The 14,672-nt window shown below is 34.7% G+C and carries 16 protein-coding genes; 1 reads left to right on the forward strand and 15 read right to left on the reverse strand.

The window, feature by feature from the left end; genetic code table 11:
- Positions 1-42 precede the first annotated feature (42 nt).
- The 4 genes from BTR34_RS09870 to BTR34_RS09885 form a co-directional block, all read right to left on the reverse strand.
- Positions 43-747 carry a hypothetical protein gene (locus BTR34_RS09870; protein ID WP_068480878.1) on the reverse strand — a complete coding sequence of 235 codons (705 nt, stop codon included), beginning with the start codon at positions 745-747 and terminating at the stop codon, positions 43-45.
- A 133-nt stretch (positions 748-880) separates the two neighbouring features.
- Entirely contained in the window at positions 881-1,255 is a 375-nt protein-coding gene (locus BTR34_RS09875; protein ID WP_068480881.1) for a hypothetical protein, read from the reverse strand.
- Positions 1,256-1,380: 125 nt separating this feature from the next.
- Positions 1,381-2,190: an SDR family oxidoreductase gene (locus BTR34_RS09880; RefSeq protein ID WP_068480884.1), complete on the reverse strand. Its 810-nt coding sequence runs from the start codon at positions 2,188-2,190 to the stop codon at positions 1,381-1,383.
- Positions 2,183-4,468 carry a M28 family peptidase gene (locus BTR34_RS09885; protein ID WP_068480887.1) on the reverse strand — a complete coding sequence of 762 codons (2,286 nt, stop codon included), beginning with the start codon at positions 4,466-4,468 and terminating at the stop codon, positions 2,183-2,185. Before BTR34_RS09885 ends, BTR34_RS09880 begins: the two co-directional genes overlap by 8 nt.
- Positions 4,469-4,589: 121 nt before the next feature.
- Here BTR34_RS09885 and BTR34_RS09890 point away from each other — a divergent pair, with 121 nt between their 5' ends.
- Positions 4,590-5,054 carry a CBS domain-containing protein gene (locus tag BTR34_RS09890; RefSeq protein WP_068480890.1) on the forward strand — a complete coding sequence of 155 codons (465 nt, stop codon included), beginning with the start codon at positions 4,590-4,592 and terminating at the stop codon, positions 5,052-5,054.
- 100 nt (positions 5,055-5,154) lie between these two features.
- Here the strand turns inward: BTR34_RS09890 and BTR34_RS09895 are convergent, their stop codons facing one another.
- The 11 genes from BTR34_RS09895 to BTR34_RS09945 all read right to left on the reverse strand — a co-directional run bounded on the left by BTR34_RS09895 (position 5,155) and on the right by BTR34_RS09945 (position 14,666).
- Positions 5,155-5,505 (reverse strand): hypothetical protein, encoded by a 351-nt coding sequence (locus tag BTR34_RS09895; protein WP_068480892.1) that lies wholly within the window; start codon positions 5,503-5,505, stop codon positions 5,155-5,157.
- Positions 5,506-5,997, reverse strand: a complete 492-nt coding sequence (locus BTR34_RS09900; protein ID WP_068480895.1) for a DUF6265 family protein — start codon at positions 5,995-5,997, stop codon at positions 5,506-5,508.
- Positions 5,998-6,048: 51 nt separating this feature from the next.
- Entirely contained in the window at positions 6,049-6,429 is a 381-nt protein-coding gene (gene gloA2 / locus BTR34_RS09905) for an SMU1112c/YaeR family gloxylase I-like metalloprotein (protein WP_068480898.1), read from the reverse strand.
- Between the two features lie 130 nt (positions 6,430-6,559).
- Complete coding sequence (locus BTR34_RS09910) at positions 6,560-7,117, reverse strand: hypothetical protein (protein WP_068480900.1); 558 nt, start codon at positions 7,115-7,117, stop codon at positions 6,560-6,562.
- A gap of 7 nt (positions 7,118-7,124) precedes the next feature.
- Positions 7,125-7,343: a DUF6500 family protein gene (locus BTR34_RS09915; RefSeq protein ID WP_068480903.1), complete on the reverse strand. Its 219-nt coding sequence runs from the start codon at positions 7,341-7,343 to the stop codon at positions 7,125-7,127.
- A gap of 3 nt (positions 7,344-7,346) precedes the next feature.
- Positions 7,347-7,538: a DUF4177 domain-containing protein gene (locus tag BTR34_RS09920; RefSeq protein WP_068480907.1), complete on the reverse strand. Its 192-nt coding sequence runs from the start codon at positions 7,536-7,538 to the stop codon at positions 7,347-7,349.
- Between the two features lie 17 nt (positions 7,539-7,555).
- Positions 7,556-8,128: a pentapeptide repeat-containing protein gene (locus BTR34_RS09925; protein WP_068480910.1), complete on the reverse strand. Its 573-nt coding sequence runs from the start codon at positions 8,126-8,128 to the stop codon at positions 7,556-7,558.
- 8 nt (positions 8,129-8,136) lie between these two features.
- Positions 8,137-11,292 (reverse strand): WD40/YVTN/BNR-like repeat-containing protein, encoded by a 3,156-nt coding sequence (locus BTR34_RS09930; RefSeq protein WP_068480912.1) that lies wholly within the window; start codon positions 11,290-11,292, stop codon positions 8,137-8,139.
- A gap of 28 nt (positions 11,293-11,320) precedes the next feature.
- Positions 11,321-12,868 (reverse strand): M20/M25/M40 family metallo-hydrolase, encoded by a 1,548-nt coding sequence (locus BTR34_RS09935; RefSeq protein WP_068480915.1) that lies wholly within the window; start codon positions 12,866-12,868, stop codon positions 11,321-11,323.
- 247 nt (positions 12,869-13,115) lie between these two features.
- Complete coding sequence (locus tag BTR34_RS09940; protein ID WP_068480917.1) at positions 13,116-13,319, reverse strand: hypothetical protein; 204 nt, start codon at positions 13,317-13,319, stop codon at positions 13,116-13,118.
- Positions 13,320-13,370: 51 nt separating this feature from the next.
- Positions 13,371-14,666 carry a Zn-dependent hydrolase gene (locus BTR34_RS09945; RefSeq protein WP_074472172.1) on the reverse strand — a complete coding sequence of 432 codons (1,296 nt, stop codon included), beginning with the start codon at positions 14,664-14,666 and terminating at the stop codon, positions 13,371-13,373.
- Between the last annotated feature and the right edge of the window lie 6 nt (positions 14,667-14,672).

The raw sequence follows: 14,672 nt of genomic DNA on the forward strand, positions 1-14,672 counted from the left end.
ACCGTTTAGATCCGCATTTTTTTATCGTTTGGTACTTAAACGTTATTTTTTCTCTTCGGGTGTATCTTTTCTAGAGGTCAAAGCTTGCTTGCTTAAACTTGCTAAATTAAAATTAGGATCTATTTGCAAAGCTTGATCAATGGTCGCAATGGCTTGGTCAATATTATTTTTGTCAATATTGTACTGTATTAGACCTTTAACATGTAAAAAAGCCGCTTTTAAAGGAACTTCATAGGGTTGTTGGCGTTCATAAAAGGCATATTTCATATCATCAGTTGCATTGGCAATGCCATATTCTACATTTGTCATTGCGCCCGTATTGTCCCCTAATTGTACTTTTAAATCTGCTAATTCGTAAGCTAAATATGCATTAGGTTCTCTTGTATTTAATACTTCAAATTGCTCTAAGGCTCTTTTAGGTTGGTTTAAGGCCTTCAAAGAAATAGCTTTTACTTGTACGGCTAAGTCAGAGTCAGTAGCTAACTTTTCTATACCAATAGTATTTAAGGCTTGTAAATGCTGATTGTCATTGGCATAGATATACGCTAGGGTGTCATTTCTTTCCTTCGAAGGGGATAAAACATTTAAATGGGTTAACGCATTAATTACACCATCAACATCTCCTTGTAAACGCATTTGGTCATAAAACGCTTGATAATGCTTTTGTAATTCTGTTTTTGTTTGAGAATAGGTATAACTGCTAGAAAATAATACGGCAATTAATACTATTAAAACTGTCTTTTTCATCTTTATAGTTCTATTTAAGGTGCGCTAAACTATTAAAATATTCTGTATGATCTTGTTAAGGAAAGCCTTAATTGTTAAAAAAGAAAAAAGGCGCTTTAATGGCGCCTTTTAAATATGGTACTCTTTTGCTATTTTAAGTTAGTTCCAATACATGTTTAGACCTTCTAAAGGAACTTAAAAGTTTGGAGTAAAAACCTATGCTTTTGTTGTCCTTTTCAATACAAGAGGTTAAAAATTTATACAAATTATTGAATAGTAGATTAGTATAAAATGTAGGTAAATAGGTATTCACGGTTTTAGGGTCGTATAAGCTATCATCTTGTATTACCTCCATCTTTATTCTGTGACGATGATAATCTATAGTAACATTAGTAGCATTATAATACTTTTTCAATAATGCAATATGTAATTGTTCATACTTTTTAGAACTATTAAAGTTCGTACAACTTAGGGAGATGAGTTTCTCTAATTCAACTAAAACCCGCTCCTTTATTTTTACTTTCTTCATAACATTTTGGATTTATATTGTTAAACAAAGATATGTCATACTTCGTTAAGTAGCTGATAATCAATAAAATGTTAACTATATTTAGGGCTATTTGTTGTGAAATTTGCTTTTAATGTGGTAAACCTTCAATATATTGATGTGAAAAATGTGTAATCTTTAATAAGAAAAAACTTACAAGAATTAATTAATTTGTATGTTTTTGTATCATCTGATTGATAAGTAGGTGGTGTTAAACCTTTATCTAATGCTAGTTTTGTGTAGTATTCTTTTTTAGTTGGGTGTTCTGGATATACGGCATTTAATACTTCATTCCAATACTCATGGTTTATAATAGCTAGTATTATACCAATGCAATCATCTAAATGAATAAGATTTACTGGCGCATGTCCTCCTTTCATATTTTCTTTTCCAGCTAACATGGTAATAGGATGCCTATTCGGCCCAATTAAACCACCAAAACGAATAATGGTCGTTTCTAGTTTAGCATCGTTTTTAAAAAGATCTTCGCATTGCAGTAATTGTTTACCCGATTCTGTAGTAGGTATAGGTATAGTTTTTTCGGTAACAATTCCTTCTGCCTCTCCATATACCGCAGTGCTGCTGACAAAAATTATATTGATTACTTGTGATTTATTAATTGCCGTATGTAATAATTTGATTTTTGATATGTAACTCTCTTTAGGCCCATTACCTCGTAATTTTGGCGGAATATTTACAATCAATATTGTTACACCTTCGAGAAACGCTTCAATATTACCATGAATACCTTCTTCAGACAACGAAATCTGGAATGGGGTAATTCCTTTCTCTTCCAATAGCGTAAGCTTTTCTTTAGAGGTAGTAGTTCCTTTAACAAAATATCCTTCACTAATAAGATTTTCTGCTAATGGTAGCCCTAGCCATCCGCAACCAATAATTCCAATTTTTTTATTCAAATTTAATTTTTTGTATTGTTAATATGGCGTCGTTTAGAACAAACGGCATTGGTATTTGGTTTTCTTTTCTTTGCGGCACTGTAAACAAGTCATTATTTAATAAATCGTTTGAGGCTTCATAAACAGTTAATTCTAATTTGCCATCTGCGGGCACTTCTATATTCAACTCTGTATAGTCCATATCGCTTATATAATGAGTAATCAATTTACCATTGCCTCTATTTTTTAAAAAGTGCTCAGAGAGCTCAATGCCATTAACATTAGCTTTTAAAATATCAACCTCGTTGGTAAAAACTTCTAATCTGTTAATAGGTCTGTTTGGGGTTATACAAATGCGCAAATGTCTGTTTGTACCTATAACTGTATCTAATTGTGTTTCCATATTCGGAGTGGCTACTTTCTTAATGGGAGCAACATTGGTATACGTAAAATTAGAGGCATATTTACTACTAATAGTAGTATTGGTTAATGTATTGTCCACATCTTTTTTGTCGGGTATAAATTGAGTAGTCCAGTTAGATGGCTCATGTTCGTAAGTTGCCCACACTGCTGTATTGTCATCCGCATTTAATACATATAATAAACTTGTTGGTTTTGGACTTTCATTCGTGAAATTAGAATTCGTGTGTGCTGAAACTATAAAACCTGCAAAAAGTATAAAGCTAAGAAATGATAACGCCGCTTTTTGTCTGTATTTCGTGAACAAGGGCAGTAGTAAAAAGAAAATTAAGGTAGTTAACAAAGTGGTAGCTATCATCATTTTTAAACCAAGACCAACAGGAAACATTTTAACGAATGGTGATAAAATAAATAATGCAGGAATACCTAAAAATGTCAATAAAAACGGATTTGGGTTTTTCTGATTTATATGTACATATAAGCCTACTAAAAAACTAAAAACAGGAACTATAAAGAAAGCAGCTCCTTTTAAATATATAGCTAATAATCCACATAATAGTAGCCATAAAAATAGTGGGGCAATTAATAAATTGGCTGTTTTTACAACTTTGAATCTGTGGTAAGCATAAAAGCAAATACCTATTGAGAAAAGTGCAAATGCCATAATATAAGCATGGCCGTTGTATGTAAACCCATGTAAAATGTCGTTATAACTTGGATATAACCATTTAAGTATGGACCAACTATAATAACCGACTATCCCATTTATAATTAAAGAGAATATAACAGGGATAAAACCTTTTAAAACATCTTTGCCATTTAATACCTTCTTTCTAAATCCGCTTACTAATAGAATAATAAAGAATATAATTGCTAAAAGTAACATTGGCATAATCCATTCAAAAGGGTAGGAGACCATTTTGAAAAAAGGAACATTAAAATATACATTGTCATTTAAGCTTTTTAAATTATTTAAATCAATAGTACTAAAATGATGTAATAATGGCATTAGGTAACTTCCTTGGTGTGCTAGGGTATTCCTATCTAAACGCTCATAATTGTCATTAGCTGTATGGTAGTCAAAATGGTCATCTATAAAAGCAAAGTTGAATCCTTCTACATCCCCATCTTCTCTAAAAACAGTTAAATCAGTATCATTGGGCAGCATTTTATAGATGCTGTAAGCAAGAGAGTTTGCAACAGGAAATTCTGGATTTGCCTTTATGAACTCGCTGATTAAACGACTATTTCCCCTATTGGTTTCCATGAGCATGTAGCTTGGGCCACCACTACCACGTGCTTCAAAATTTAAAACGAGCCCTACATCTCTTAACCACTCGTGCTGGTCTACGAATAAATCTGCCCCGTTAAGTCCTAATTCTTCAGCATCGGAAATAAAAATAATAATGTCATTTTTTGGGTTTTTATTTGTTTTCAAGAATGCCCTAATTCCTTCTAGTATAGTGGCTACACCGCTCGCAGCATCACTTGCACCCATAGAGGAGTGTGGGCTACTATCATAATGACTTAATAATAATAATGCTTTGCCATTTTCACTGCCTTTAATACGGGCAAGAATATTCTCTGCCTTACTTAAATTACCCCAATCACCTGCGGTATACCCTTCTTGTAATGTAGTTTCTAGGCCTAATTGTTCAAGTTCGGAAGATATATATGCACGAACTTGGCTATGACCAGCAAAGCCAACGCCATGTGGTTCTTTAGAAAGTTCTTTTACATGTTTAAGAGCTCTATCGGTAGAAAATTCTGTTTCCGAAATTGAATCATCAGGACTATATTGGGGTAATAGCACACGAAAACTCCAATAAATAGCAAGAATAATTAAGAGTAAAGTTAAAATGGTTGGTGTCTTTTTCATTATTATGATATTCTATTATAAAGCCATAAATTATTAAAAAATATGTTGCTTATGTCGATTTTTATTAGTAAATGTGGTATTTTTTGCTATCTTTAGTAATTAACCTCTAAATAAAACTGTTATGGGAATCAAGAGCTTTCAAGGCGTTCGAAAGGTATTAAAAAAAGAATTTGAAGCCCCAATTTTGGTCGCTGATTATATGACTACTAAGTTAATCACTTTTTCGCCAGATGATTCAATTTTGGCGGTAATGGAGCAATTTGCTAAACATCATATTTCTGGTGGTCCTGTTTTAGATAGTAGTGGGTTTTTAGTAGGGATCATTTCTGAAGCGGATTGTATGAAGCAAATTTCTGAAAGCCGCTATTTTAATCAGCCTATTTTAGACAAAAGTGTTGAAAATTTCATGACAAAGTCTGTAGAGACAATCCCTCACGATATATCAATTTTTGATGCGGCAGGTATATTTGCCCAACACAACAGAAGAAGATTACCGGTAATGAAAGATGGCCTTTTAGTAGGTCAAATAAGTAGAAAAGATATAGTTATTGCCGCACTTAAACTTAGCGGCCATAATTGGAAATAGATCTTGTAATGTACAAAGTACAGAGTAAGAAGTACAAAGTTGATTTATAAAAAAGTCTCATTTTAAGGAGACTTTTTTTTATATAGAGTTCAACAGCCAACTACTCTCTCTTTACAATCATATAAAAGTCATTATCCAAAGGTAAATACCCTAAATCATATAGAAAGAAATAAGTTGTTCCTTTTTTGGTAGTATACAAATTGGTTATATAATCGAAATCAAAACCTTTATCTATTAAACGTGTTCGCGTAGTTTTTGTCTTGCCATCGGTAAGTTTATAACTGTCTAAAACTCTATAATTTTTTCGTAGTCTATTATTAATGTTTCTAATTAGATTTTTACTTTCTGGGTTTACTTTATTATTATAAGCATTACGACAGTAGTCATTGCAGAATTTTTTATCAATTCTACCATGTACTTCATTACCACATTCTAAACATTTTTTTTTCATCTATTGTCTATGGTAGTTAAATTTTACTTCATTAGAGCTACCATCTTCTTCACCAATTTCTACATACATGTTAATTTCCTTATCTGAAATGCGTTCAATGGTAAAATCATTAAAGTATAGTCGGTTTTCTTCTAATTTTACTAATTTAAAATCTATGGTTTCATCTTTTTCTTCCCAACCACTTAAATCACCATTAAAATGTTTTAGCTGTAGAATTAAGGTGTCCTCTGTTTCTCGAATATGCCCAAATTCATAAAAACTAATGGCATCATCTGCAACTAATCTAAAAGAAAACATCATTACCCCTCCTAATGGTGGACTCCATATTTCTTCTGCTATTCCACCAAAGGCCTCGCCTTTCCAATGGCCAGTTAGCCACTCAATGTTATTTAGAGTTGCATCTGGACTCTTCATACCTTCCTTATAAGAGATTGTATTTTGTGCGTTTAGCAAACAAGTTGCAGAAAGTAAGAAATAAATCAAAATTTTCATATTGGAGTATTTGCAACAATATACAAATTAAACGTTTACAAACGTCTTTACTTATTTTTCGTAGAATTCAATCGGTAGGTTGTCTGGGTCGGCAATAAAAGTAAATCGCTTATTAGTAAACTCATCTAGTCTTATAGGTTCTGCAATAACATTGTTGTTTTTACAATGGGTGATGATGGACTCCAAATCCTCTACTTCAAAAGCTATATGTCGTAATCCGCATGCCTCTGGTCTAGAAGGTCTATAAGGCGGATTTGGAAAAGAAAATAATTCAATAATATAGTTGCCATTCAAAGCCAAATCTAATTTGTAAGATTGCCGCTCTTTTCTATATACTTCACGAATAATTTCTAAGCCTAAAACATTAATATAAAATTGCTTGGAAATCTCATAATTAGAGCAAATTATGGCGGTATGGTGTACTTTGTTCATTGGTTAATTTGAGTACTATATTCTAAAAACGAATTACGGTGCGAGGAGCATTTAATTTTTTATTTACATTGTGCTGCTTACTTTAATCCTGTAAATTGGAATTATGTAGGTTATAAATACTTGCTCCTAACTATTCCCGATTCTCATACATTTTAATCGCTTGCAGGTAATTCATAGCTCCTTTTTTTGAAATATCATTTACAAATCCATCTAACTCTGGGTGATTTATTTTTATCCAACCTACCAAAGAATCTCGGCGTTGTGCCCAAATATTCCAGTTTACATCAATGTAGTCCAACTCCTCAAGTTTTGCGATTTTATCCGAGGTTAAAGTTACTTTGACATTCAACTTTAACGGATTATTTTTTAAAAACTCATTACGGATATTGTTTTGAGAAATAATTGCAATTATTTCCTTGTTCTTTTCTTCTATTTCAAGAAGTTCATAAGTTGGTTTAAAAATGGAGTCCCATTTATAGAATTCATAAAAACTATCCTTGTTAAAAGTCGTAACAAAATCTCCAGAAACCATGGTAATACTATCATGTACTACAGCTGTAATTTTGTTATAGTCACCAGAGTCAAAAGCTTTGTAATAGATAGCGATAGCCTCTTTGTGACTTAACTTTTCATTGCTGCAAGCACACAATAAACCGATTAAAAATAGAATAACAAAGGTGTTTTTCATCTCTTTACTATTTTAAGGATATTACCATTGTTTTAATCTTCACCGCTTTTTCAAAATGATCTAATCTATGTTCTAAAATCCACCAATGCGCCACTTTCATTAATAGTTCCGGATTGTCATTTTTGTTTTTGAAAAAGGCATAGAACGATAATCCTACATTTTCTCCTTTAGCTGCAATTTTAGCATTACAAACTTGTATAATCTTTGATTTTATTTCCTTGTTCATTTATTATTCCATCTTTTTTTCAAATATCAACTCAAAATAAGAAGCATCGCCATAACCAGTTGATGCAGGTGCAAATATTTGAACAAAACGCCCTCCTTCTTTTGCTTTGGATGCTATTATTTCATGGTTGTTTGAATTTGGTTTTGAAGTAAAAAAACCTCCTAAGCCTATTTTTACATAATGATATTCATACATAAATTCTCTTTTTAAATTTATTTCAAAATCTTAAGTTTATGTTTCTGCAATAGTCCCGTAAGATTGTCTTTTGTAAATATGGCACCGTTAATTGAATTATTTTCAGGGTCGATACTAAAATTTATTGCGGTACTAAAATCTGTTTTTTGCAAATTTGATCTTCCAAAAATGGCTCTTTCTAGGTCGCATTCATCAAATTTTGCTTTACTTAAGTCCGTATTAGAAAACTCGGCTTCATTTAATTTGCAGGACATAAATTGTTGGCCAGTTAATTTTAAGTCTGTAAAGATTGCGAAACTTAGATTACAGTTATAAAAAAATAAATCCATCAAAAAAGAATGACAGGTATTAAAAGCAAGTCCCATGAGTTTACAGTGCGAAAATTTTACCTCTTTAAAAGTGGTGTTTACTATGTTAGCATTACTCAGATTGCAATCCATAAATTCACACTCTAAAAAAATTTGGTTATCCAAATATCCCTCAGAAAAATCGCAACTTTCAAAAATGCAATTCTCATATTCCGCCCTTGGTAATCTGGTGGTGGTATAGTTTTCTCCTTTAAAGTTTTGGTCTATTATTAATTTTTTCACTGACTCTTTTAATTTTTTCCTTCGGATAATATAATTGCAGGGATTTCTAAACTCTTGAATAAAGTATTATATGCTTTCATTTCTGTGTTGATTATGGCATTATGTTCTGCTTTAAAAGAACTCCATGCAGTCAGTAAATCCTGTAATCTTTCTTTTGCGCCGGCGGTAACCTTTGGTTCGGCAACATCAATATATCCTCTTAAATTAAGTAATTGTGAATTCAACTTATTTTCAAAGTTGATGACATCTTGAAACGTTTTCTGGTTCGGTTGAATCAAGTTTTCTTCCCACGTAGATATTCGTTTTACTAAGGTGTCGCCCATTTCTAAGAGAGCTGTTGCTTTTGAGTTTTCTTTAAGCAATTTATCAAATTGTGTTAACTGCGTTTTGGCTGAACGCATTTCATTTACCGAAGTATGAATTTCATGAACCGTTGATTCTATAGTTTTCATCATGGTTTGTTGTTCAGCATAATCCGCCGTACTGGCTTTTACCTTTGGGTGAGGTAAAATAGTTACCGTTGTTTCTGCAGTTTGTTCACCTAAAGTAAGGCGTAATACATAGTTGCCCGGACCAACTGTAGAACCGTTTAATCCGCCAAGGACAAAAACCTTATCCACAGCGGGTAGATTTTCACTTTTAAAATCCCAAGTAAAGCGGTTATAGCCTTTTTTGGAAGTAAGCAAATCTGGTTTTGACGGACCACCAGGCCAAGATTTAAAATTCTTATCTTTTTGGTTCGTAACAGTACGGATAACTTCACCATCTTTTAAAACTTCTAATTTTAGTTCAGTGCTGTCCTGTGCTTGACTCAAATAATAATCGAAAGTAACTCCACTTTTTGGGTTACTTCCTAAACCAGGTATAGGTTTGTCATTAGATCCTCCCATAAACAAATAGGTGTCTTTAGGAGCAAAAATATTGACTTCTTGCTTAGGGGTAGTGCTGTTTTGTATTGCTGCTAAATCATCTAAAATCCAGAAAGCACGGCCTGCAGTGGCGGCAACCAAATCATTATCTTGAATTATTAGGTCATTTATTGGAGTTAAAGGCAAGTTTAACTGTAGCGATTGCCAATGTAAACCATCATCTAAAGAAACAAATAGTCCAGTTTCGGTACCTGCGTATAGAAGTCCTTTTACTTTTTTGTCTTCTCGTACAACACGTGTAAATGTATTGTCGCCTGTAATCCCATTAGTGATTTTTGACCAAGTGGTTCCGTAATCTGTAGTTTTGAATATATAGTTATCAAAGTCCATAGACTTGTAACGCATTAATACTATGTATGCGGTTGCTGGGTTGTGTGGTGATACCTCAATGCTATTAATTATTCCTTCTTTGATACCTGTTGGCGTAACATTAATCCAGTTAGTACCTCCATCTTTTGTAACATGTACCAAACCATCATCACTACCGGACCAAAGTACACCTTTTTCATGTGGAGATTCTGTTAGGTAGGTTATTGTGTTATATATTTCGCCACCTGCTGCTTCATTGGTAAATGGACCACCACCTAGACCATGTTTGTCTTTTTCATCTCTAGTTAAATCGGGACTAATAACAGACCAACTATGACCTTCATCGGTAGATTTGAATACTACATTACCACCGTGATAAATTGTTTTTCTATCGTGTGGCGATGTAATAATTGGCGCATTCCAGTTATACCGATACTTGGCATTTTCTGGAGAGATACTTAGTCCCAATTCCGGATACTCTTTTATAGGTTTAGATTCTTTCGTGTTTGCATCCCACTTATCAATATTACCTTGGTATGTACCACCGTAAATCAACTCAGGGTTATCTGGGTCGAATGCTAAAAAAGCACTTTCACCGCCAGCAACGGCATACCAATCTTTCCAATCTATTCCGTCATCATTTGTTCTTGAAGCAATGGCAACTGTTGAATTATCTTGCTGGCCTCCATATACATTATAGGGTACTAGGTTATCTGTAATTACTCTATAAAATTGCGCTGTATTTTGATTTTCTTGTGTACTCCAACTTTTACCGCCGTTATTCGAAACATTAGAGCCACCATCATTGGAGTTTATCATACGTTGATTGTTCAATGGGTCTATCCATAAATCATGATTATCACCATGTGGTGTAGATAAGGGTGAAAATGATTTTCCACCATCAATTGAAATAGTCATAGGTGCATTAAGAACGTAAACGATATTCTCATTTTGGGTATCGGCAAAGATTTCCATGTAATACCATGAACGCGTAATATTAATGCGGTCTTTATTGATTAAGGTCCATTTTTTACCTGAATCATCAGACCGATAAACACCACCTTTTTCTCCTTCTGCTTCAACTACTGCAAAGACACGCTCAGGATTTGCTCTGGAAACAGAAATACCAACTTTTCCCATTTCTTTTGGTAGCCCTTCTTTCAACTGTTCCCAAGTTTCACCACTATCGACCGATTTGTATATGCCTGAGTTTTTACCGCCAGATTCCATAGTCCAAGGGAAACGTCTGTGCTGCCACATGGCTGCATATAAAATAGTTGGGTTCGTCATATCCATTGATAAGGCAGAAGCTCCGGTTATCGTATCTACGAACAGAACATTTTTCCAAGTCTCGCCACCATCGATAGATTTATAGATACCTCTCTGAGATGAAGGGCCATATTGCGCTCCTTGTGCCGATACAAAAATGATATCTGGATTGGTAGGGTCTATAATAATATCAGATATATGTCTGGTTTGGTCAAGACCCATATGTTTCCAAGTTTTTCCAGCATCGGTAGATTTGTAAATACCGTCGCCCATAGAGGTCATAACACCCCTAGCGGCATGTTCGCCCATACCAGCTATTACTATATTCGGGTTGCTTTCAGATACTGAAATTGCACCAACCGTAGCTGTTTTTAAGAAACCATCGGAAATATTGTTCCAGGTTAATCCATCATCTGTAGTTTTCCAAATACCACCACCAACAGTACCCATATAGTACACCATAGGTTGCCCTAATACTCCCGTTGATGCAACACTTCTTCCGCCTCTAAATGGACCAATATTCCTCCATTTTAATCCGGTGTAAAGGGAGTCTTCTAACTTAATTGTCGGTTCGGTAATTTTGTTTTTTCTACGTTGAGATTGTAAGGCTAATGGCACTAAAATAATTAGTACAAGTAGCAGTCTAATGGTTTTCATTTTGTGGTCGGTTTTAGTTTTTTAATTGTTAATCTTGACCTCCTTTGCGTTGAGGACTTCTTGGTGTTGGCCACTCTCCTTTTTCGCCAGATCTAGGATTAATGCCTAAAACAGCTTTTTCTCGAGATGTTTTCTCAGGGTCTTCACAAGCCATATAGGTAAGTATAGCTGTTAGTATGGCATTATTACGTACATCATCAAATACAATTTTGTCATATGTGTCTAGATTGGTGTGCCAAGTGTAATTCCAATAATCCCAACTAAGAGAGCTTAAGGAAAATGCTGGCGCACCTGCGGCTACAAATGAAGCATAATCTGAACCTCCACGCCCTGGAGAACCAGGGAATGTGGTTTCTATTTCATTTTTATACGTTTCAGGCACGGCCTCTAACCAACGCCCTAAATAATCGTAGGCATGCAGAAATCCCTGTCCCGATAAGTTTACAACACGACCGGTTCCGTTATCTTGATTGAAAACAGCCTGTACTCCGGCTACAATATCTGGGTGATCTTCTACAAATGAGCTAGAACCGTTTAGACCTTGCTCTTCACTTCCCCAATGGCCAATTAATATGGTTCGTTTAGGATTTGGATATACTTTTTTAAGTATACGAGCGACCTCTAACATCGTAATAGTTCCAGTGCCGTTATCTGTTGCACCCGTTCCTCCATCCCAAGAATCGAAATGGGCAGATAGTATTACATACTCGTCAGGGAATTCGGTACCTGGTATCGTTGCGATAGTGTTGAATGTTGGAACTACACCAAGATCTTTTGATTCCGCAACAATTTTGATTTTAGTATCGGCACCATGTTCAACCATTCTGTACAACATTCCATAGTCCTCCAAAGAAATATCTACTGCAGGAATTTTTTCGGTACCTGCACTGAATATTTTGTTTGCTCCAAAACCTTCGGACCATCTAGACTGTGCAATACCTACTGCACCTGCTTTTTCAAACGCTGCATTTATGTTTCTACTAGTATAGCCTGTATTACTTATGTTTTGTCTCCATATTTTTTCAATGGAATCACGCTCCATTTTCATTTTTTCGAAGGATGTTTTTGTCGCGTATTCTTCCCAGTTTTCATCTGGCCTGCCTGTGGGTTGTAGCATACTTACCATTACAATTTTTCCTTTTACATTAGGAAGCCATTTTACAAATGCCAATGAATCTGCAAAACTTGGTAATGTAATTAATGATGCCGTAACACCTTTAGAACTAGTCCCTGGATTCCATGCCAATTGGGTAGCATGTAGTGATGCTACTCGTGGGGATACCATATCTACATGCGTAATGCCTCTTTGCCAACCTTTCCACGTTCCCCATTGTTGGTTCTCGGCAGCTATTCCCCATTTTTTATAGGTATTTATTGCCCAGTCATGAGCTGTTTTCATTTCTGGAGTACCTACTAAACGTGGTCCGTTGAGGTCCATTAATTCGTAGGCCAATTGTTCTAATTGGGAGTTTTCAACTCCTTCTTTTTCAATGGCATCAACAATATCCTTGGTAGTTTGGGATAATGCGATAGTGGTGCATAACAAGTATGCACAAATAAGTAGTCCTTTTTTCATGTTCAAGATAGTTTGTTCCTTGAACTAAGATACTCATTTAAGGTCGGAAGGAGAGTGTTAAAATTTAATGGTTTTCCTTAAGGATTTAGAAAGATATTCTTTTCTAAGATATTCCCTACGTGCTTTGCTTCTTTCTCTTTTAAATTCGGGTTTCTCTAATGGGAAATCTTTTATAATTTTACTTACAAAGGTAAATCGTGTTTAATAATTTTTTTAATATTTGAAATATAGATATGCTTTCGCCAGCTTAATCATCAAATGTACTGGTGTAGCTGATATTTACTTTAGGAACAACTGCTGATACTTTCAGATATGGGTAAATTTTTGCCCTTTGTTGGTCATTAAAAAAGCTAGTTTTAAAAGAAACCACTGTTTTTAATTCTGGAATGACATCAAAATAATATTGTTGTATTTGTTCCTCATTGGTCAATGCTATCCACACCTTTAACATTGAAGCGTTTAAAAGCTACATAATAATCATGGGTTCAGATAAACCTAACAACTATTTAAGTCTCTTGTCCAAAGACAAAATCGTTTGCAATAATACATTTGCGCCGTTCGCCATATCGGAAGCTGAAGTAAACTCCTTTGGTGAATGACTAATGCCATCTTTGCTTGGTACAAATATCATCCCGGTAGGTGCAATAAGTGCCATATCCTGTGCATCATGACCTGCACCACTTGGCATAAACATGTAGCTCAAGTTTAGCGATTTAATACTTTTTTCAATTTCAGACTGAATCAATGAATCCATAATTGCTGGATCTGCCGTCGTATCTAGTTTTTTGAATGTAATTTCTACTCCCGATTCTTCATTAATTTCTACCGCTCTTTTTTCGATAGCAGTATATATCTTTTCAATTACTACAGAAGATAAATCGCGTATTTCTAAACTTGTAATGACATGACCCGGAATTACATTGGGTGCGCCTGGTTCAGCGGAAATTCTACCTACGGTGGCAACTTGTGCACCGTCGAAACTTGTAGCAATTTCATTGACTGCTATAATGAATTTGGAGGCTGCCAATAGTGCGTCTTTTCTTGCGTTCATTGGTGTTGTGCCTGCGTGATTGGCAAATCCGTTAAATTCAACATCCCACCATTTTAGCCCCACAATACCTTTTACAATGCCGATTGCTAAATTTTCTTTTTCAAGTGTTCCGCCTTGTTCAATATGTAATTCTAAAAAGGCAGCAACATCTCCTTTTTTACGTGCTACTTGTTCTATTCTTGTGGTATCTCCACCTAAACGCATAACACCTTCGCCCATAGTGAAACCAGTATTGTTTTTTATACCTAATGCACTTTTATTTAAATGCCCTACAATAGCACGGCTACCCATTACTCCACCTTCTTCATTAGAGAAAATGATAATCTCTAAAGGGTGTTTTGTCTTAATTTTTTTTTCGTTTAGAACTTGAAGCACTTCTATTGCTGCCATTGAACCTAAACAGCCATCGTAATTGCCGCCATTTGGAACGCGATCTATATGAGAACCAAAGGAAATAGGTTTCATATTAGAATCTGTTCCTTTTCGTATGCCAATAACATTGCCGGCAAAATCGATATGTGTTTCTATGTCCATAACTTTCAATTTCTCAATAACCCATTGTTGGGCAGCAATATCGGCATCGCTAAAGGCAACCCGTTCTGTTTCGCCATTTTCTTGAATACCAAACTGGGCAAGCTCTATGATTCGTTTTTCCAACCGGTCTTGATTCACCGAAATTTGAGCGTTCACGAACAGTAAAGGATTACTAATTAAAAATAAGGCAATTATGATTTTAAAGTTTCTCATGTTCAT

Source organism: Maribacter hydrothermalis (genome assembly GCF_001913155.1).
Lineage (GTDB): Bacteria > Bacteroidota > Bacteroidia > Flavobacteriales > Flavobacteriaceae > Maribacter > Maribacter hydrothermalis.